The 18,349-nt window shown below is 73.9% G+C and carries 17 protein-coding genes and 1 other RNA gene; 12 read left to right on the top strand and 6 right to left on the bottom strand.

Annotated features, from left to right (window positions below; all coding sequences use genetic code 11):
- The first annotated feature begins 65 nt into the window (after window positions 1–65).
- The 4 genes from ACFYVJ_RS30325 (at window position 66) to ACFYVJ_RS30310 (ending at window position 5,630) form a co-directional block, all read left to right on the top strand.
- Entirely contained in the window at window positions 66–1,787 is a 1,722-nt protein-coding gene (locus ACFYVJ_RS30325) for a serine/threonine-protein kinase (RefSeq protein ID WP_388898211.1), read from the top strand.
- Window positions 1,788–1,958: 171 nt separating this feature from the next.
- Window positions 1,959–3,332 carry a serine/threonine-protein kinase gene (locus tag ACFYVJ_RS30320; protein WP_388898208.1) on the top strand — a complete coding sequence of 458 codons (1,374 nt, stop codon included), beginning with the start codon at window positions 1,959–1,961 and terminating at the stop codon, window positions 3,330–3,332.
- 63 nt (window positions 3,333–3,395) lie between these two features.
- Window positions 3,396–4,517 carry a peptide chain release factor 2 gene (gene prfB / locus ACFYVJ_RS30315; RefSeq protein WP_388898205.1) on the top strand — a complete coding sequence of 374 codons (1,122 nt, stop codon included), beginning with the start codon at window positions 3,396–3,398 and terminating at the stop codon, window positions 4,515–4,517.
- Between the two features lie 306 nt (window positions 4,518–4,823).
- Window positions 4,824–5,630, top strand: a complete 807-nt coding sequence (locus ACFYVJ_RS30310) for a hypothetical protein (RefSeq protein WP_388898202.1) — start codon at window positions 4,824–4,826, stop codon at window positions 5,628–5,630.
- Window positions 5,631–5,823: 193 nt separating this feature from the next.
- Here the strand turns inward: ACFYVJ_RS30310 and ACFYVJ_RS30305 are convergent, their stop codons facing one another.
- Window positions 5,824–6,021, bottom strand: a complete 198-nt coding sequence (locus ACFYVJ_RS30305) for a hypothetical protein (RefSeq protein WP_101424267.1) — start codon at window positions 6,019–6,021, stop codon at window positions 5,824–5,826.
- A 216-nt stretch (window positions 6,022–6,237) separates the two neighbouring features.
- On the opposite strand from ACFYVJ_RS30305, the gene ftsE reads away from it, so the two are divergent.
- The 5 genes from ftsE to ssrA all read left to right on the top strand — a co-directional run bounded on the left by ftsE (window position 6,238) and on the right by ssrA (window position 10,116).
- Window positions 6,238–6,927 (top strand): cell division ATP-binding protein FtsE, encoded by a 690-nt coding sequence (gene ftsE, locus ACFYVJ_RS30300; protein ID WP_047016035.1) that lies wholly within the window; start codon window positions 6,238–6,240, stop codon window positions 6,925–6,927.
- Between the two features lie 30 nt (window positions 6,928–6,957).
- Complete coding sequence (ftsX, locus tag ACFYVJ_RS30295; protein ID WP_047016034.1) at window positions 6,958–7,869, top strand: permease-like cell division protein FtsX; 912 nt, start codon at window positions 6,958–6,960, stop codon at window positions 7,867–7,869.
- Between the two features lie 153 nt (window positions 7,870–8,022).
- On the top strand, window positions 8,023–9,138 hold the full coding sequence (locus ACFYVJ_RS30290) for a S41 family peptidase (protein ID WP_388898288.1): 1,116 nt from the start codon (window positions 8,023–8,025) through the stop codon (window positions 9,136–9,138).
- A 17-nt stretch (window positions 9,139–9,155) separates the two neighbouring features.
- Window positions 9,156–9,635, top strand: a complete 480-nt coding sequence (gene smpB, locus ACFYVJ_RS30285) for an SsrA-binding protein SmpB (RefSeq protein ID WP_388898197.1) — start codon at window positions 9,156–9,158, stop codon at window positions 9,633–9,635.
- Window positions 9,636–9,746: 111 nt separating this feature from the next.
- Window positions 9,747–10,116: a transfer-messenger RNA gene (gene ssrA, locus ACFYVJ_RS30280) on the top strand.
- Between the two features lie 335 nt (window positions 10,117–10,451).
- Here ssrA and ACFYVJ_RS30275 read toward each other — a convergent pair.
- From ACFYVJ_RS30275 to ACFYVJ_RS30265, 3 genes are all read right to left on the bottom strand, one after another.
- Window positions 10,452–11,114 (bottom strand): hypothetical protein, encoded by a 663-nt coding sequence (locus tag ACFYVJ_RS30275; protein ID WP_388898194.1) that lies wholly within the window; start codon window positions 11,112–11,114, stop codon window positions 10,452–10,454.
- A 115-nt stretch (window positions 11,115–11,229) separates the two neighbouring features.
- Entirely contained in the window at window positions 11,230–12,378 is a 1,149-nt protein-coding gene (locus ACFYVJ_RS30270; RefSeq protein WP_388898192.1) for a PP2C family protein-serine/threonine phosphatase, read from the bottom strand.
- Window positions 12,379–12,589: 211 nt separating this feature from the next.
- Complete coding sequence (locus tag ACFYVJ_RS30265; RefSeq protein WP_388898189.1) at window positions 12,590–13,312, bottom strand: Crp/Fnr family transcriptional regulator; 723 nt, start codon at window positions 13,310–13,312, stop codon at window positions 12,590–12,592.
- 24 nt (window positions 13,313–13,336) lie between these two features.
- Between ACFYVJ_RS30265 and ACFYVJ_RS30260 the strand changes: the two genes are divergently transcribed.
- Window positions 13,337–13,597, top strand: a complete 261-nt coding sequence (locus tag ACFYVJ_RS30260) for a YciI family protein (RefSeq protein ID WP_388898187.1) — start codon at window positions 13,337–13,339, stop codon at window positions 13,595–13,597.
- Between the two features lie 33 nt (window positions 13,598–13,630).
- Entirely contained in the window at window positions 13,631–15,046 is a 1,416-nt protein-coding gene (locus ACFYVJ_RS30255) for an MFS transporter (RefSeq protein ID WP_388898184.1), read from the top strand.
- A 28-nt stretch (window positions 15,047–15,074) separates the two neighbouring features.
- On the opposite strand, the gene ACFYVJ_RS30250 is transcribed toward ACFYVJ_RS30255, so the two are convergent.
- Together ACFYVJ_RS30250 and ACFYVJ_RS30245 are read right to left on the bottom strand one after the other, a co-directional pair.
- A complete protein-coding gene (locus ACFYVJ_RS30250; RefSeq protein ID WP_388898181.1) occupies window positions 15,075–16,007 on the bottom strand; it encodes a hypothetical protein in 933 nt (310 codons plus the stop codon).
- A 45-nt stretch (window positions 16,008–16,052) separates the two neighbouring features.
- Window positions 16,053–17,258 carry an MFS transporter gene (locus ACFYVJ_RS30245; protein WP_388898178.1) on the bottom strand — a complete coding sequence of 402 codons (1,206 nt, stop codon included), beginning with the start codon at window positions 17,256–17,258 and terminating at the stop codon, window positions 16,053–16,055.
- A gap of 161 nt (window positions 17,259–17,419) precedes the next feature.
- Here ACFYVJ_RS30245 and ACFYVJ_RS30240 point away from each other — a divergent pair, with 161 nt between their 5' ends.
- Window positions 17,420–18,319, top strand: a complete 900-nt coding sequence (locus ACFYVJ_RS30240; protein WP_388898285.1) for a LysR family transcriptional regulator — start codon at window positions 17,420–17,422, stop codon at window positions 18,317–18,319.
- The last annotated feature ends 30 nt before the right edge of the window (window positions 18,320–18,349 follow it).

Genomic DNA, 18,349 nt, shown 5'->3' with positions numbered 1-18,349 from the left:
AGATGGCGCACGGACCGACCGGTCCGGGGGCCGGCAGGAACGATCACGACCAGGGAGCGCATGACGTGCGGCCGGTAGGCAGCAAGTACCTCCTCGAAGAGCCGCTCGGGCGCGGCGCCACGGGCACCGTGTGGCGCGGCCGCCAGCGCGAGACGGCGGGGGCGGAAGCCGCCGTGGCGGGCAGCCCGGGCGAGGTAGTCGCCATCAAGGTCCTCAAGGAGGAGCTGGCAGGCGACCCCGACGTGGTGATGCGGTTCCTGCGTGAGCGCTCCGCGCTCCTCCGCCTCACCCACCCGAACATCGTCCGCACCCGCGACCTCGTCGTCGAGGGCGATCTGCTGGCCCTGGTCATGGACCTCGTCGACGGTCCCGACCTGCACCGCTACCTGCGCGACAACGGCCCCTTCACGCCCGTGGCCGCCGCCCTGCTCACCGCCCAGATCGCGGACGCGCTGGGCGCCAGCCACGCCGACGGCATCGTCCACCGCGACCTCAAGCCCGCCAACGTGCTGCTCGCCGGCGGCACCGGGCCCGACGGGGCCGCCCGGATGCAGCCGATGCTCACCGACTTCGGCATCGCCAGGCTCGCGGACTCCCCGGGCCTGACCCGCGCCCACGAGTTCGTCGGCACGCCCGCGTACGTGGCACCCGAATCCGCCGAGGGCCGTCCGCAGACCTCCGCCGTGGACGTCTACGGCGCCGGCATCCTGCTGTACGAGCTGCTGACCGGCCGGCCGCCCTTCGGCGGCAGCTCCGCCCTCGAGGTGCTCCACCAGCACCTCAACCAGGAGGCGCAGCGCCCGCCCGGCCTGCCGGACCCGATGTGGACCGTCGTCCAGTCCTGCCTGCGCAAGAACCCCGGCGAACGCCCCAGCGCCGAGAACCTGGCCCGCGGGCTGCGCACCGTGGCCGCCGGCATCGGCGCCGGGGCCACCCCGGAGCAGGCGACCGCCGCCCTCGGCGTCGCCGCGCTCCTCGCCGCCGACCCGCACCCCGCGCAGGTCCCGGGCACCGGCGTCGGCGCGTCCGACCCCACGCAGATCCTCCCCGGCGGCAGCGGCAGCGCCCCCGGGCAGCAGGGCGCGTACGACCCGAACGCCGCCACCAGCGTCCTGCCCGCCGGCGCCGCGGGAGCCGCGGCCGGTGCCGCCGCCGCGCACGCCCAGCAGGGTCCCGGCGCCCCCGGGGCCGAGGACGGCACCCGTGTGATGCCCGTCACCGAGGGGCCGCCGCAGCCGGAGGGCCCGCACCCCTGGGAGAGCCAGATGCGCGCCGCCCGCGACCGTGGCGAGCAGACCCAGCAGATCGGCTACCTCGATCCCGGCGAGGACCCCCTGCGCCGCCGCCCGCCGCGGCGCGTCCAGCGCCGGCAGCCGCCGCCCGAGGCGTACGCCGCCCCGCCGCAGCGCCGCGAGCCGCCGCCCCAGCGCTACGAGCCCCGCCAGCAGCCCCCCGCGCCCCCGCCGCAGCCGCCGCGCGAGCGGCGGCGCAGCGCGAACCCGATGCGCATCCCGGGGCTCGGCTGCCTGAAGGGCTGCCTGTTCACGGTCCTCATCCTGGTCGTCGGCTCGTGGCTGATCTGGGAGCTGACCCCCGTCCAGGACTGGATCGCGGACGGCAAGGGCTTCTGGGACCAGATGACCGACTGGGCCACCGACCTCAAGAACTGGATCTCGGAGTTCAACGACGCCGCCGACGACGCCCAGAAGACGAAGGACGACATCGACTCGGGTGTCAACGACGTACAGGACGGCCTCGACGGCCTGAAGGACGGCGCGGGCCAGTAACCGAAGGGCCGGTAACCCAAGGGCGGGCAACAGACATTCCGGTGACCGAAGGGGCCGCCCGGGCCCCGAACCGCCCCCTGGCCTGTGAGCATGCCGACAAGTCGACACCCACGGGGGGTTTCCGCGCCGGTCCGGCACCCAACGTCCGCGGCTCCGCGTAGCTTTGTTGTCATGGCACGCAGAATCGGCAGCCGATACGCCGCCCATCAGGTGATCGGACGCGGCAGCGCGGGCACGGTGTGGCTCGGCGAGGGCCCCGACGGGCCGGTCGCCATCAAGCTGCTCCGCGAGGACCTGGCCGAGGACCGGGAGCTGGTCGAGCGCTTCCTGGGGGAGCGCGCCGCACTGATGAGCCTGGACCACTCGCGCGTCGTCGGCGTCCGCGACCTCGTCGTCGACGGCCGCGACCTGGCGCTCGTCATGGACCTCGTCCGCGGTACGGACCTGCGCACCCGGCTGGAGCGCGACCGCCGGCTGCTGCCGCAGGCCGCCGTCGCCATCGCCGCCGACATCGCCGAGGCCCTGTCCGCCGCGCACGCCGTGAGCCTCGTACACCGGGACGTCAAGCCCGAGAACGTCCTGCTGGACTCCGACGCCCCCCCGGGCGCGGGCGGCGCGCCGCCCGCGCTGCTCACCGACTTCGGCGTCGCCAAGCTCATCGACGCCCCCAGCCGCGCCCCGCACCCCCCGCCGGCGCCCCGCGGGCGCGGCGGTACGGCGGCGGGCACCCGGCTGCCGACCCAGCGCCGCGTCATCGGCACCCCCGACTACGTCGCCCCGGAGATCGTCGAGGGCCTGCCCGCGCGCGCGGCCGTCGACATCTACGCGCTGGCCACCGTGCTGTACGAACTGCTGGCGGGCTTCACCCCCTTCGGCGGCGGCCACCCCGGCGCCGTGCTGCGCCGGCATGTGACGGAGACCGTCGCGCCGCTGCCCGGCATCCCCGACGAGCTGTGGGAGCTGCTGCTGCAGTGCCTCGCGAAGGCGCCGGCGTCGCGGCTGCGGGCGGTGGAGCTGGCCGCCCGGCTGCGCGAGATCCTGCCGGACCTGGACGGGCTGCCGCCGCTGGACGTGGAGGAGTCGGCCGACGGTGCGGACGAGGCGGGCGGCCGGTCGCCGCACACGATGCGCCTCGGCGGGGACCGCGAGGCGGCCCCGGCCGGCGCCCTCGCCGCCGCGGGCGAGCCCGGCGTGACCGGCGCCGGCGGCCGGCCGCTGCGTGGCTCGGTGCCGCTGGTGCGGTCCGCGGCCCCGGACTCCAACCGGGACACCCACACGAGCATGCGCATGCCCAGCGCCGACGAGCTGGCCGGCGGCGCCCGCGGCACCGCGCGGGTACCGCGGCTGGCCGGCCAGCCGCGGCCTGGCTCGGCCCGCGCCGCCCGCGCGACCACGACGCGCGCGAAGCGGCTGAAGCTCACCGTCGCCGCGGCCGTCATCGCCCTCGCGGGCGTCGGCGGCTGGCTGGTCGCGTCGGGCGGCGGCGACGACGGCGGCGGGGGCGGGAGCGGCGGCGGCGACCGCTCCACCACCTCGGAACCCTGACTCCGCGTCCTTCCGCGGATACGCGCCACCTGCGGTCGGAGCGCGCAGCGGTACTCTGGTGGGGTGGCAGCACCTGATGTATCCGAATCGCTCAAGGCCCTCGGCTCCACCATGGACTCCATCGAGGCCGTGCTCGACCTCGACAGGCTGAGGGCCGACATCGCCGCGCTCGAAGAGGAGGCAGCGGCCCCCGCCCTCTGGGACGACCCGGAGAACGCGCAGCGGGTGACCAGCCGGCTCTCCCTCCTCCAGGGCCAGTTGCGCAAGATCGAAGAGCTGCGCGGGCGGATCGACGACCTCGAGGTCCTCTTCGAGCTCGCCGAGAGCGAGGGCGACGCCGACACGCAGCGCGAGGCCGAGGGCGAGCTGACCTCCGTCCGGCGCGCGGTCGAGGAGCTGGAGGTGCGCACGCTGCTGTCCGGCGAGTACGACCAGCGCGAGGCGATGGTCAACATCCGCGCCGAGGCGGGCGGCGTGGACGCCGCCGACTTCGCCGAGCAGTTGCAGCGCATGTATCTGCGCTGGGCCGAGCACAAGGGCTACCCGACGGAGGTGCTGGACACCTCGTACGCGGAGGAGGCCGGCATCAAGTCGACGACCTTCGCCGTCAAGGCCCCGTACGCGTACGGCACGCTCTCCGTCGAGCAGGGGACGCACCGCATGGTGCGCATCTCCCCGTACGACAACCAGGGCCGCCGCCAGACGTCGTTCGCCGGTGTCGAGGTGCTGCCCGTCGTGGAGCAGACCGACCACATCGAGATCCCGGAGAACGAGATCCGGATCGATGTCTTCCGCTCCTCGGGTCCCGGCGGCCAGTCCGTCAACACCACGGACTCGGCGATCCGCATCACGCACCTGCCGACCGGCATCGTCGTCTCCTGCCAGAACGAGAAGTCGCAGATCCAGAACCGCGCCGCCGCCATGCGCGTGCTGCAGGCCCGCCTGCTCGCCAAGCGCAAGGAGGAGGAGCAGGCGAAGCTGAACGCGCTCAAGGGCGACAGCGCCGGCTCGTGGGGCAACCAGATGCGGTCGTACGTGCTGCAGCCCTACCAGATGGTCAAGGACCTGCGCACGACGCACGAGGTGGGCAACCCGCAGGCGGTGCTCGACGGCGAGATCGACGGCTTCCTGGAGGCGGGCATCCGCTGGCGCAAGCAGCAGGAGCAGGCGGCCGCCGAAGGCTGATATCCGCCGGTCGCCGGAGCGCGTCCGCGGACCGCTCCCTTCCCTGCAATTCCACGGCTGACCGCGGGCGTTGCGGGTCCCGGTGCGAGTGTCACAGTCGTGCACCACTTGCCCCGGACATTGACCGGAAAAAGGTACAACCCCGTCTCAACTCGCTTGACGCTCCACCGAATACCCGAGAGGCTTGCCGCCGAGCTTTCTGCAGGTGTGTGGGGTTCGTGTGACTCAGGGGGGTAAGCCCGCCGCGAACAGGCCCCGTACCGACGCCAGCCCACTGACGAGTACGGCTACTGGGGGTAGCGAGCAATGACGAACAAGGTGCGTGTACGGGTGGCGCGAGTCGCCGCCAGCGCGCTGATCGCCGGCGGAGCCTCGCTCGCCGCCGCCGGTGCCGCGCAGGCCACCGGCGACGACGGTGGCGACAACGGCCGCCAGGGCAACGGACTTGAGGTCAGCGCGATCGCGGGCGTGGCCGGCATCGGCGCCACCGACACCGGCGGCGACGTCGCCGGCCCGGGTGGCGTCGACGACGGTGGCACGACCGATGACGGTGGCACGACCGACGACGGCGGGACCACCGATGACGGTGGCACGACCGACGACGGCGGGACCACGGACGACGGCGGGACCACGGACGACGGTGGCACGACCGACGACGGTGGCACCACCGACGACGGCGGGACCACCGATGACGGTGGCACCACGGACGACGGCGGGACCACGGACGACGGTGGCACGACCGACGACGGCGGGACCACCGATGACGGTGGCACCACCGACGGCGGTGCTGACGACGGCGGTTCCGGTGACGACGGCGGCTCCGGCGACGACGGCGGCCAGCAGACCACCGGCGGCCAGCAGACCACCGGCGGCACCGGCGGCGGCGACACCGACTGCGAGCTGGACGGCGACAGCGTGATCTGCGAGGCCGAGTCGACCTCCGGCGGCAGTGAGCCCTCGCCGGCCGGCGACAGCGAGCCGCAGGAGCAGCTCGCCGACACCGGTTCCAGCGGCACGACGTACCTGCTCGTGGGTGCGGCCAGCATCATCGCCGGCGGCGTCGGCTTCCGGCTGCTGCCGCGGCTGATGACCCGCAACGAGTCGGCTGCCTGACCCGCAGCCCCGCCGCACAGGCGACACGAAGGGCCCGGAGCGATTCGCTCCGGGCCTTTCGGCGTATTTCGTAGCGCTGTGTGGCGATTTTCGGTGCTTCGTTACGCACCGTGGATCAGATGGGGTGACGTAGCTCACACAGGGATTTCCCGGGTGCCGTACGCCCCGCGCCCCCCCGGCGGGCTCCGCCGCGCTACGCCGTCCGCTGCTGCAGGAACAGCACCGCCGCCACGGCCGCCAGCAGGGCCAGCAGTATCCACACCGTCGTCGGCGTCACGCCGCGCCAGCCGTTCTCCTGGCGCATGCGCTCCCTGCTCGCCCGGCAGACGGGACAGCGGCCCTCGCTCACGGGCCCCGCACAGCTCGCGCAGACCAGCCAGTCGCGTGTCATGTGCTTCCTCCTCCCGCTTCGCTCTCCGTGCACCGCCGCTTCCGTTTCTCCCTCTACCACTGTGCCAGGTCCGGACCGAATCGGCGCGTGTCAACGGATTCCCCGCACGCGCCCGGGCCGGTTTGTCCGTGACGAAACGCACCAACCGCCCACGGCGACTGCGCGCCCCCGCCGCATTCGCGTAAGGTCACCTGCGACCGCGACAGGGAGCCCAGCGTGATCCGATTCGACAACGTCACCAAGATGTACCCCAAGCAGAACCGCCCCGCGCTCCAGGACGTCTCGCTGGAGATCGAGCGCGGCGAGTTCGTGTTCCTCGTGGGGTCCTCCGGCTCCGGCAAGTCCACGTTCCTGCGGCTCATCCTGCGCGAGGAGCGGACCACCCACGGCCAGGTGTACGTGCTCGGCAAGGATCTCGCCCGGCTGTCCAACTGGAAGGTGCCGCAGATGCGGCGCCAGTTGGGTACGGTCTTCCAGGACTTCCGGCTGCTGCCGAACAAGACCGTCGCGGAGAACGTCGCGTTCGCCCTCGAAGTGATCGGCAAGCCCCGCGGGCAGATCCGCAAGACCGTCCCCGAGGTGCTCGACCTCGTGGGGCTGTCCGGCAAGGGCGACCGGATGCCCGGTGAGCTGTCCGGCGGTGAGCAGCAGCGCGTCGCGGTCGCGCGGGCGTTCGTCAACCGGCCGATGCTCCTCATCGCGGACGAGCCGACGGGCAACCTCGACCCGCAGACCTCGGTCGGCATCATGAAGCTGCTCGACCGCATCAACAGGACCGGTACCACAGTGATCATGGCCACGCATGATCAGCAGATCGTCGACCAGATGCGCCGGCGCGTCATCGAACTCGAGTTGGGGCGGCTGGTCCGCGACCAGTCGCGCGGTGTCTACGGATACCAGCACTGAGCTGCTGCCCCCGGAGCTGAAAGGACGGGCATGCGCGCCCAGTTCGTCTTCTCGGAGATCGGTGTCGGTCTCCGCCGCAATCTGACGATGACCTTCGCGGTGATCGTCTCCGTGGCCCTGTCACTGGCCCTGTTCGGAGCCTCCTGGCTCATGGGCAAGCAGGTCGACACCATGAAGGGCTACTGGTACGACAAGGTCAACGTCTCCATCTTCTTCTGCAACGAAGTGGACGCCGAGACCTCGCCCAACTGCGAGAGGGGCGCGGTCACGGCGGAGCAGAAGAAGGAGATCCAGGACGACCTCAAGGCCCTCGACGTCGTCGAGAGCGTGCACTACGAGTCCAGCGAAGAGGCGTACAAGCACTACAAGGAGCAGTTCGGCGACTCCCCGCTGGCCTCCTCCCTCACGCCGGACCAGATGCAGGAGTCCTTCCGCGTCAAGCTGACGGACCCCGAGCGGTACGAGGTCATCACCAGCGCCTTCGCGGACAGACCCGGCGTGCAGGAGGTGCAGGACCAGCGCAATGTGCTGGAGAGCCTGTTCAACCTGCTCAACGGCATGACGTACGCCGCCATCGGCGTGATGGCGCTGATGCTCGTCGTGGCGATCATGCTGATCGTCAACACGGTACGGGTGTCGGCGTTCAGCCGGCGGCGGGAGACCGGGATCATGCGGCTGGTGGGCGCGTCCAGCGTCTACATCCAGTTGCCGTTCATCGTCGAGGCCGCCGTCGCCGGGCTGATCGGCGCGAGCTTCGCGGCCGTGCTGCTGGTCGGCGGCAAGCACTTCCTGATCGACAACTGGCTCGCCGACAAGATCCTGTTGATCAACTTCATCGGCTGGGACGAAGTGATCCGGGTGCTGCCGCTCGTCGTGGCGATCGGGCTGCTCATGCCGGGTATCGCGGCGTTCTTCGCACTGCGCAAGTACCTCAAGGTCTGACAATCAGGGCGGGTGTGGCGTAGGCCACGTGCGTGCCGTGACGGGGTCAACTCCCCCTGCCGCACCCGCCGCTGTCCTACACTCAGCGGCATGTCGGGCCCGACTGATGGCGACAGGCCCCGCAGCGCATTCCGCCGCGGGGCCTCTCTGACGTTGGTCTTCGTCAGCGTGCTGGCCACCGGCGCCGCCACCGGGTCCTGGCCCGGCGAGGCCGAGCGCCCGCCCAAGGTGCTGACGGGACACGTCGCGGACGAGCAGGTCTACGAGCCGCGGGCCGGCGAGGGCGGCACCGCCGACTCGGCCGGCGAGCTGGTCAGCCGCAGTGGAGACCGCTGGTCGACGGCGTACAGCGCGCGCGAGTACGAGTCGGTACAGCAGATGCTGGCCGGCAAGTACGTCGGCGTCGGGCTGTGGATCAAGACCGACGAGGCCGGCCGGATGGAGATCGCCCAGGTCGGCGAGGACAGCCCGGCCGCCGAGGCCGGCATCCGCGCCGGCGACACGCTGCGCGCCGTCGACGGCACCCCGGTCGCGGGCCGCCCGGTCACCGAGGTCGTCGCCCTGCTGCGCGGCGACGAGCTGGGTGAGGGGGCGCGCGGAAGCACGGTGGTGCTTGCGCTGCAGCGCGGCGAACGGCGCTGGGTGCGGCCCGTGCGCCGGGTGGAGCTGACGACCGAGCCCGTGACCGTACGGCAGGACAAGCCCGCGGGCGAGGGCGCCGCGACCCCCGTGATCCGGGTGGAGAGCTTCACCCGCGGCACCGGCGCCGAGGTGCGCAGGGCGGCGGAGCGGGCCCGCGGCAGCGACGGCCTCATCCTCGACCTGCGGGGCAACTCCGGCGGCCTGGTCGTGGAGGCCGTCGAGGCGGCGTCGGGCTTCCTCGACGACGGGGTGGTGGCGACGTACGACCTGGAGGGCCACCAGCAGGTGCTGTACGCGGAGCCCGGCGGGAACACCCGGACGCCGATGGTCGTCCTCGTCGACGGCGGCACGATGAGCAGCGCCGAGCTGCTGGCCGGGGCGCTCCAGGACCGCGGCCGCGCCGTCGTCGTCGGCGGCCGCACCTTCGGCAAGGGCTCGGTGCAGATGCCCAGGGCGCTGCCGGACGGCTCGGTCGCCGAGCTGACGGTCGGCGAGTACCGCACCCCGGCCGGGCGCAGCCTGGAGGGCGTCGGCGTCACCCCGGACCTGGACCTGTCCTTCACCGGCGGCCGGAGCGCCGAGGAGGAGGCCCGGACGGTTTTGAGTGGCCTCGGGAGCGGCGTCTAGGCGACAATGGCCCGGCTATGGGTAAAGACACGGGTCGCAAGCTGATCGCGCAGAACAAGAAGGCGCGGCACGACTACCTCATCCTCGACACGTACGAGGCGGGGCTCGTGCTGACCGGGACCGAGGTCAAGTCGCTCCGCCAGGGGCGGGCCTCGCTCGCCGACGGCTTCGCGCACCTCGACGGCGGCGAGATCTGGCTGCACAACGTGCACATCCCGGAGTACTCGCAGGGTACGTGGACGAACCACACCGCGCGCCGCAAGCGCAAGCTGCTGCTGCACCGGGCCGAGATCGACAAGCTGATCGGCAAGACGCAGGAGACCGGGCTGACGATCGTGCCGCTGGCGCTGTACTTCAAGGACGGCCGGGCCAAGGTCGAGATCGCGCTGGCGCGCGGCAAGCGGGAGTACGACAAGCGGCAGACGCTGCGGGAGAAGCAGGACAACCGCGAGGCGCAGAAGGCGATCTCCGCGGCCCGCCGCAAGTTCCGCGGCTGACCTGCGCGGACGGGGCCGCGCGGGGTGGAATACGGTGGCACGCCGCGGCGTTCTTCCAGTAGGCTGTCCGCAGCGGCTCCTGGCGGGCTGCGCACCTTGAAAACACCACATGGGGATGATCGGTTTCGACAGCGGCTGTCGGAGCAGGAGAAGCGAGCCGAGGAAGCGGCCATGATCTCGTTAACCACAGGCCGAAACAAATAATCGCCAACACCAAGCGCGATTCCTTCGCCCTCGCTGCCTAAGTAGCGACTTGCGAAGTGTCAGCCCGGGGCTGTTCCCGACCCGGATCCTGGCATCAGCTAGGGGACTCCACTGCTAGACCCGGTCACGGGGTGTAGCAGGACAAACCACAGTGACTGAGCCCGTCGGAGACTTGTCCGCGTGATCTCCGGGGCCGAGAAAAACGTAGCGGACTGCGCTCGGAGAAGTCCTGTCCCTGCACCGTTGGACGCGGGTTCGATTCCCGCCATCTCCACGAATGCGATAGGCGACGTGTGCCCGCGGAAAGCGCGGGCCGCGTCGCCTTCGTCGTTTCTGCACGGCTTCGCCGCGCGTGGCGGGGGCTTCGCCCCCGCACCCCCCTTTCAGGTGGTGGCCGGTGAGGTGTGCCTGCGCGGAAAGCGCGGGCCGCGTCGCCTTCGTCGTTTCTGACGGCTTCGCCGCGCGAGGCGGGGGGCTCCGCCCCCCGCCCCCCCTTTCACGTGGTGGCCGGTGACGTGTGCCCGCGGAAAGCGCGGGCTGCGTCGCCTTCGTCGTTTCTGCACGGCTTCGCCGCGCGTGGCGGGGGCTCCGCCCCCCGCACCCCCCTCGCCGTCATTGTCTTCTGATGTGGTCCGTCAGGTGGGTCAGCAGGGTCTGGGCCACCGGCGTGCGGCGGTACAGGAGCACCGGTGGGGACGTGAACGCGCCCAGGGCGTGGGCGACGGGGCGTACCTTCGGTGACGTCCTCGTCAGCGTGACGCAGAACTCCCCGCCCGCCACCCGGCTCTCGTGGAAGTCCGCCGCGGACACCGCGGAGAAGCGGCCGGGTCCCATCAGCCCCTCCTCCACGACCTCCAACTCCGCGACCTCCTCCGTGCGTTTGAGCACGGCCAGCCGTCCCCCTCCCTCCGCCCGGTACAGCGGTCCGCGCAGCCCTCCCGGTGCGGTGCCGAACCGCCTGTTGCGTAACTCCCCGTCGACTACCAGGCTTTCGAGCGCGTACGCGTGCCGGTGCACGGTCAGCGCCGGTGCCGCCGGATGCCGTTCGGCGCGGGGCCAGCAGTGCAGTGCGTACCGCCGGCGGGACTCGTCCCCGGCCAGTTCGAGGCGGAAGAAGCCCAGCGGGTGCCAGAGCGCCGGGGGCCGGCCGGTGTCCGGTGTACCGAGCAGCTCGCCGAGCGCGGCGATGGCCTTCCCGGCGTCCCGGTCGTCGAAGGCCGCGGCGAGCGCGGGCATGACGGACTCGTCGCCGGACATCGAGGTCTCCGCGGGCATGTGGGAGGTGGACCGTCGGTCTGCGGTGCATTCAATATGCAAGCAAGTCCGCGCCCCGGGCAATGGCGCATGGGCGCGGACCGATCGCTTTCGGACGGCCCGGCGACCCGCCCGGTCAGAGCGGTGGCGGGGTGTTCGGGAGACGTTCGATGACCAGCAGCGCCGCGTCGTCGGCCAACTGCCGGCCGGCGTGCCGCAGCAGGTCCGCGCGCAGGGCGGCGACGAGGTCGACCAGCGTGCCGTCGGCGTGGCGGGCGGCGCTGGCGGCGAGGGGGAAGTAGACGCCGTCCTCGTCGCGGGCCTCGATGAACCCGTCCGTGTACAGCAGCAGCCGGGCGCCGGGGCGGAAGGCGATGGTCTGCGGCACCGGCAGCGTGCCGACCAGGCTGCCGAGCCCGATCGGGACGCCCGGCCGGTCGGGCATGTGGCTGGTGACGGTGCCGCCGTCGATGAGCAGCGGCTCGGGGTGGCCCAGGTGCACGATGCGGGCGACGGGCTCGTCCGGCGGGATCTCCACCAGCAGGGCGGTGGTGAAGCGTTCGCTGTACACCTCCGACGGATCGTCCCGGGTGATCTCCCGCAGCGCGGTCTCCTCCAGCCGCCCGGCGACCTCGCCGATCGTCGGCTCCCGGTACGCGGCCTCGCGGAAACACCCGGTCAGCACGGCGGAGACGCCGACGGCCGGCAGCCCCTTGCCGCGTACGTCGCCGATGAAGATCCGGGCGCCGTACGGGGTCGGCAGCGCCTCGTACAGATCCCCGCCGATCTGGGCCTCCGCCTCGGCGGCGAGATAGACGCTGTGCAGGGCGAGCCGGTCGATCCGCGGCGGCAGCGGGCGCAGCAGCGCCCGCTGCGCGGCTCCGGCCACCGACCTGACCTGCCGCAGCTCGGCCTCGCGCTTCGTCCTGATGGCGGCGCCGACGATGCTGGCGATGCCCACCGCGCAGGCGGACGCGAAGGTCATGTCGGAGCTGAGGTGGCCCCAGACGCCGTGGTACACGTTCATCGCCACCGTCAGGGCCACGACGAGGGACGAGATCGCGGCGGTGGTCCGGACGGAGAGGGTCGCCGCGGCCACCACGGGGGCGGCGACCAGCAGCGGGGCTACCTGCGTGGTGCGGGGCGTCGAGAGGTCGATGACGATGGTGACGGCGATGATCAGCAGGGGGAACAGGACGCGCGGGATCGGGGAGGCGCCGGGTGCGGCGGGGTCCTCGGCGCCTCCGACATCGCGGCGGTGGCCGCCGCGGAGCGGGAGTCGCATGGTGGTGGCGTCCTTCGGTAGGTTTGTTCCTTATGTTCTGATTATCGAGGATAGGCCACGATAGGGGAGGCGACGCGACCGCGCGACCCGATCGGGGGCGGGGACGGCCGCCGGCGGGCGGGGACCGATCGCGTACGGGCCCGGGGGGCCGCTCCGTGGCGGGGGTGCAGGGCGGGGTCCTGCCGGGTCCGGTGCGCTCCGCGGCGGTATGTCAGCCGGTGCCGGGCGTGGCGCGGAGCGCCAGGATCTCGGGGGCGGTGATCTCGATTTCGCCGTGCGCGTACGTCAGCACGCCGTCGCGGCGGAGCCCGGACAGCGCGCGGTTGAGGGTGACGCGGGTGACCCCGAGTAGGTCGGCCAGTGCCTGCTGGCCGCCGGGCAGGGGGACGCGACGGGAGCGGCGGCGGGCGGCTTCGGCGAGCAGCCAGGCCGCGAGCCGGGCGGACGCGGGGAGGGTCGCCGCCGCGGTGAAGCGGGCCTGCTGGTCGCGGGCCTGGCCGGCGAGGGTGCGCAGGACATGGGCGCGGACGGCGGCGGCACCGTCGACGAGGGCGAGGAAGTCCGCGCGGGGCAGGCTGCGCACGGTGCAGGGCGTGAGGGCGGTGTACGTCGCGGTGTGCCCGCGGTCGTCGATCACCGCGACCTTGTCCAGCGCGCACGGCCCCGCCCACGCCCCGACCCGTACCACCCGGCCGCCCGCGGACACGACGGTGGCGGCGACGCTGCCGTCGAGAAGCAGGAGCAGATGCCCGGCGGGGTCTCCGGCGGCGCGCAGGACGCCCCCGGCGGCGTACCGCCGCGGGACGGAGGCGCGCCACAGGCCGCGGAGGCGGTCCGGGGGGAGGCCGCGGAGCAGCGGTACGCCCCGGAGCGCGGCTCCCGGACCGGGTTCCGCGTCCGGCGCCGGTGTATCGGGTGATACAGATCCCCTCACGCCCCCGACCGTACCGTCGCCCCCATGCTCGTACTCGAACTGTCCTTCAGCCCCACCCCCGACCGCCTCGCCGCCCGGCCCGCCCACCGCGAGCGCCTCGCCCGACTGCACCGCGACGAGGTCCTGTTCGCCGCCGGGCCCTGGGCCGACGACTCCGGGGCCCTGCTCGTCTTCGACGCGACCCGCGACCGGCTCGACGCGCTCATGGCCGGCGACCCCTACTACCGCACCCCCGGCGTCCGGGTCGTCGGCGTCCGCGAGTGGAGCCCTGTCGTCGGCACTTGACCTCGACCTCGGTTCAAGCACCACGCTGGCGGCGTGACCCGCCCCCTCGTGCCGCGCGCCTACCGCCCCGTACTCGCGCACCCCCGGCTGCGCCGGCTGCTGCCCGCCTTCGTGGCCTCGGACTTCGGCGGCGGCATGAGCATGGTCGCGGTGGCGTGGCTGGCCATCCAGATCGCCCCGGACGGCCGCGAGGGCCTGCTCGTCGGGGCCGCGCTCGCCGCGTACGCGCTGCCGGGGGCGGCGGGCGTGCTGCTGCTCGGGCGGTGGCTGCGGAAGCTGCCCGCGCGCCGGCTGCTCATGGCCAACTGCGCGCTGCGCGGCACCCTGCTGGGCTGCGTGCCGCTCGCCTGGGGCCTCGGCGTCCTGGACCCGGTGACGTACGTCCTGCTGCTCGGCTGCTCGTCGGTGCTGACCGCCTGGGGGAGCGCGGGGAAGTTCACGCTCGTCGGCGAGCTGCTGCCGGAGCGGCACCGGCTGGCCGCCAACGCCCTGCTCGGCGCCAGCATGTCCACGAGCATCGTCGCGGGACCCGCGGCGGCCGGGTTCCTCGCCACGGCCGTCAGCCCGGCGTGGATCATCGGCCTGGACGCGCTGACGTACGCGGTCCTCGCCGTGCAGACCGCGCGGCTCGGTCCCGGCGGCGAGGAGCGCCGGGACCCGGCGGCCGCCCGGGCCGCCGGGCGCGGGCTGCGGCTCCTCGCCACACAGCGCGAACTGCTCGCGATTCTCGTCCTCACCTGGCTGTTCTTCGCCCTCTACGGCCCCGTCGAGGTCGCCCTCCCGCTCTACGTCACCGGTGCGCTCGACGGCGACGCCGGGCTCCTCGGCCTGTTCTGGACCGCCTTCGGCATCGGCGCGGTGGCCGGCGGGCTGACGGTCGGCGCGCTGCGGCGGCTGCCGCTGTGGCCGGTGACGCTCGGCATCGTGGCCGGCTGGGGCGCGACCCTGCTGCTGCCGTACGGGCTCGGGGCCGGGACCGCCGCGGCCTTGGCCTGCTTCGCGCTGGGCGGCGCGGTGTACGGCCCGTACCCGGCGCTGTCGTTCACCCTCTTCCAGAACCGCACGCCGCGGGGCCGGCTGACCACGGTGCTCGCGGCGCGGGGCGCGGTGCTGCTCACGTCGACGCCGGTCGGTGCGGCGCTCGGCGGGCCGCTGGTCGCGGCGTTCGGGGCGCGGGCGGTGCTGGCGGGTTCCGGGGCGGCGACGGTGGGGGTGGCGGCGCTGGGGACGGGGGTGTGGCTGGCGACGCGGGGGACGCGGTCCGCCGCGGAGGCGGGCGAGGGGGCGGGCCGCGGGCCGGACGGCGAGGGGGCGGACGGCGGCGGGCCGGACGACCGCGGGCCGGACGACCGCGGGGCGGACGAAGGCGGGGCGGACGAAGGCGGGCCGGATGGCGAGGGGCCGGACGACCGCGGGCCGGACCACGGCGGGGCGCGGGCTCCGGCCTGACCCGCGCGTGCCGCCGCCCCGCGGTTCGTCAGCCCGCCTCCAGCACCTCCCGCAGCTTCCCGTACGTCGGCGCCAGCCGGCGCAGCACCTTCGCCAGCGCCGGTCCGTCGCCCCGCACCAGCGGATACTGCACCGCGCCCACCAGCCGTGCCTGCTCCTCAAGCACGCCCGCCGCCCCGTCGAGGCCCGCCCGCCGCACGCACGCCGACGCGTCGGCGAGCCGGCGCGCCCCGACCCGTACCGCGAACGCCTCCAGCAGCTCCCGCACCCCCGCGTCGAGCCCCGCCCCGGCCCGCGCCGCCAGCGTCTCCAGCGCCTCCGCCCCGCCCACCGTCCCCGGCGGCACCGGCAGGTCCGTGCGCCCCGCGAGCCACGCGACGGCGCCGGGGAGCGCGGCCCGTACCGCGTCCTGTGCCGTGACCGTACGGATCCGCTCGAAGCCGGCGCGCATCACGTACGGCTCCGCCGTGAACTCCACCGCCTCCGCCCGCCAGGACGCCAGGAACTCACCGGCCGGGAGGGTCGCGTACGGGTGGCCGTGCGGGTCGTGCAGGAGGACCGTGTCGTCGTCGACGGCCAGCGCGACCACGTAGTGGTCGCTGCCGCCGGTCGCGGGGCCCCAGGGGGTGCCGGGGTGGTACAGCAGCAGGCCCATGTCGACGGGGCCGACCAGCACGGGACCGCGTGCGCAGGCCGTCCGCAGCCGCGCCATCGCGTCCTCGGCGGACCCGCCGGAGGTGCGGTCGCAGCGCAGGCCCAGCAGGGCGACGGCGTCGTCGAGGCCGATCTCGGGGTCCCAGCCGTACGGGTCGAAGAGCGGGACGGTGCCGCCGAGGAGCTGGACGCCGAAGGGGGAGCCGGTGAGCGTCTCCACGAGAGCGGGGGAGAGGGCCGGGCCGGGGACGGACATGGCGAGGGAGCTGGCGTAGCAGTAGGGGCCTGAGCCCGTGTAGTCGGTCATGGGGCCAGGCAACGCCCTGACACGGGCGGAGAGTCCAGTCCGGTGCTACGGGACGGCGGAGGTCCGCGGCACCCGGCCGAGCAGCGTCACCGCGACCGCGCCCAGCGCCAGCGCGCCGCCGAGCCACAGCACCGACCGGGTACCGAACCCGTCCACCATCCGGCCGCCCGTGAACGCCCCAAGGGCGATGGCCCCGTTGAACACCGCCACGAACAGCGACGTCGCACCCTCCCGGGCCCGCGGCGCGGCCAGGCTCAGCCATGTCTGCGTACTCACCGACACCCCGCCGTACGCCAGCCCCCACACGACCAGCAGCACCGCGGCCCCCGCCACCGACAGCCCGAGCAGCGGCACGAGCAGCAGCGAGGCGGTCAGGACGGCGCCGATCACCAGCACCGTGCCGCGCAGCCGCCGGCCCACCCGGGCGCCGGCCGCGAAGTTGCCGGCGATACCGGCGATTCCGTACGCGAGCAGGAGGGTCCCGATCATCGGCGCCCCGACGCCCGAGACGTCCTCCAGGAGGGGCCGTACATAGGTGTACGCGGCGAAGTGCCCCGTCACCAGCAGCGCCACCACCGCGAGCCCGGTGGCCACCCGGCTGTCGCGGACCAGCCGCACCACCCCGCCCAGGGCGACCGCCTCCGCGGCGGGCAGCGGCGGCAGCAGCACGGCCATCGCGGCGCTCACGACCAGCGCGAGGCCGCCGACGGCGAGGAACGCGGCGCGCCAGCCGACGAGTTCACCGAGGTACGCGCCCGCCGGCACGCCCACGACCGAGGCGACGGCGACGCCGCTGAAGATCAGGGAGGTCGCCGCGCCGACGGCCGCGGCCGGCACCAGCCGCACCCCGAGCCCGCCGGCGAGCGACCAGACGCCGCCGAGCCCGACGCCGACGAGGACCCGGGCGGCGATCATGACGGCGAAGCCCGGCGACCAGGCGGCGAGCACGTTGGCCGCGGCCAGGAGCACCATCAGGGAGCAGAGGACCAACCGCCGGTCGAGCCGGCCGACCGCGGCGGTGACGAGCGGGGCGGAGAGGGCGGCGACCAGGCCGGTGACGGTGAGGGTGAGACCGGCCGTGCCTTCGCTGACGTCCAGCGAACCACTGACGGGGGTGAGCAGACCGACCGGCAGCATCTCGGAGGTGACCACGGTGAAGGTCCCGGCGGCCACGGTCGCCACGGCGGGCCAGCCGCCCGCGGCGGCGGCTGCTGCGGGCGGGGCTGCGGACAGCTCGTCGACTTTTGCCATGGCCTCAGCCAAGCCCGGCCGGAGGGACGGGAACAAGCGCGAAGTGCTCATGCTTCCATGAGGTGGGCTTATGGAAAGACGGCGTGCGACGGCGCCGGGCGGAAGGGCGGCGGCGGATGGTCAGCGCAGGTCAGGGGGCGGGGGACGGGAACCCGGCGGCCGTGGGCGGGGTGGAGATCCGCGAGCTGGAGTGCTTCCTGGTCCTGGCCGAGGAGCTGCACTTCGGACGTACCGGCGAACGGCTGTACGTATCGCAGAGCCGGGTCAGCCAGCTCGTGCGCGCGCTGGAGCACCGCGTCGGCGCCCGCCTCGTGGACCGCACGAGCCGCCGGGTCCGGCTCACCGCGGCGGGCGAGGACTTCCTCGCCGCGCTCCGCCCGGCGTACGCGGCGCTGCGGGCGGCCGTCGACGACGCGAGGGCGGCGGCGCTGGGGGTGGGCGGGCCGCTGCGGATCGGGTTCCAGGGGGTGGTGGGGTACGGATTCATGGACGCGGTGGGGGAGTTCGAGGACCGGCACCCGGGGTGCGCCACGCGGCTCACCGAACTCCCGCTGTCGGACCCCTTCGGGGCGCTGCACCGCGACGAGGTGGACGCGGCGGTGGTGCTGCTGCCGGTGGCGGAACCGGGGCTGGCGCTGGGGCCGGTCTTCTCGGTGCAGCCCCAGTACGCGGCGGTCTCGCGGCGGCACGCCTTCGCGGGACTGCCGGAGGTGGACGCGGAGGACCTGGCCGGGACCCCGCTGATCGGCGTGACGGCCCCGGCCCCGCCGTACTGGCGCGAGGCCCAGTCCCCGGCGCACACCCCGTCGGGCACGCCGGTGCCGCGGGGCCCGGAGGTGGGGACGCTGCAGGAGGGCCTGTCGCTGGTGGCGGCGGACCGGGGGGTGATGCTGCTGTGCCGCCCGACGGCGGAGCACCACCCGCGGGGGGATGTGGCGTACGTACGGGTGCGTGGCCTGCGGGAGTCGGCGCTGGGCCTGGTGTGGCGGGAGGGCGGGGCAGGCGCGGCGGTACGGGCGTTCGCGGGGGCGGTGGAGGAGGCGATGAGGGGTACGGGATGAGGGGCGGGCGCGCTGTCGGCAATGGCGGTC

Origin of the sequence: Streptomyces sp. NPDC004134, from assembly GCF_042874195.1 — a bacterium.
GTDB lineage: Bacteria > Actinomycetota > Actinomycetes > Streptomycetales > Streptomycetaceae > Streptomyces.
This window is presented reverse-complemented; position numbering and strand designations above follow the sequence as displayed.

What these genes read in the sequence shown, in the direction of transcription:
- ACFYVJ_RS30310 (WP_388898202.1), top strand. Translation starts at nt 4,824, where the DNA reads ATGACGAACAAGGTGCGTGTACGGGTGGCGCGAGTCGCCGCCAGCGCG.
- ftsX (WP_047016034.1), top strand. Translation starts at nt 6,958, where the DNA reads ATGCGCGCCCAGTTCGTCTTCTCGGAGATCGGTGTCGGTCTCCGCCGC.
- ACFYVJ_RS30320 (WP_388898208.1), top strand. Translation starts at nt 1,959, where the DNA reads ATGGCACGCAGAATCGGCAGCCGATACGCCGCCCATCAGGTGATCGGA.
- ACFYVJ_RS30275 (WP_388898194.1), bottom strand. Translation starts at nt 11,114, where the DNA reads ATGCCCGCGGAGACCTCGATGTCCGGCGACGAGTCCGTCATGCCCGCG.
- ACFYVJ_RS30260 (WP_388898187.1), top strand. Translation starts at nt 13,337, where the DNA reads ATGCTCGTACTCGAACTGTCCTTCAGCCCCACCCCCGACCGCCTCGCC.
- ACFYVJ_RS30305 (WP_101424267.1), bottom strand. Translation starts at nt 6,021, where the DNA reads ATGACACGCGACTGGCTGGTCTGCGCGAGCTGTGCGGGGCCCGTGAGC.
- smpB (WP_388898197.1), top strand. Translation starts at nt 9,156, where the DNA reads ATGGGTAAAGACACGGGTCGCAAGCTGATCGCGCAGAACAAGAAGGCG.
- ACFYVJ_RS30245 (WP_388898178.1), bottom strand. Translation starts at nt 17,258, where the DNA reads ATGGCAAAAGTCGACGAGCTGTCCGCAGCCCCGCCCGCAGCAGCCGCC.
- ACFYVJ_RS30270 (WP_388898192.1), bottom strand. Translation starts at nt 12,378, where the DNA reads ATGCGACTCCCGCTCCGCGGCGGCCACCGCCGCGATGTCGGAGGCGCC.
- ACFYVJ_RS30250 (WP_388898181.1), bottom strand. Translation starts at nt 16,007, where the DNA reads ATGACCGACTACACGGGCTCAGGCCCCTACTGCTACGCCAGCTCCCTC.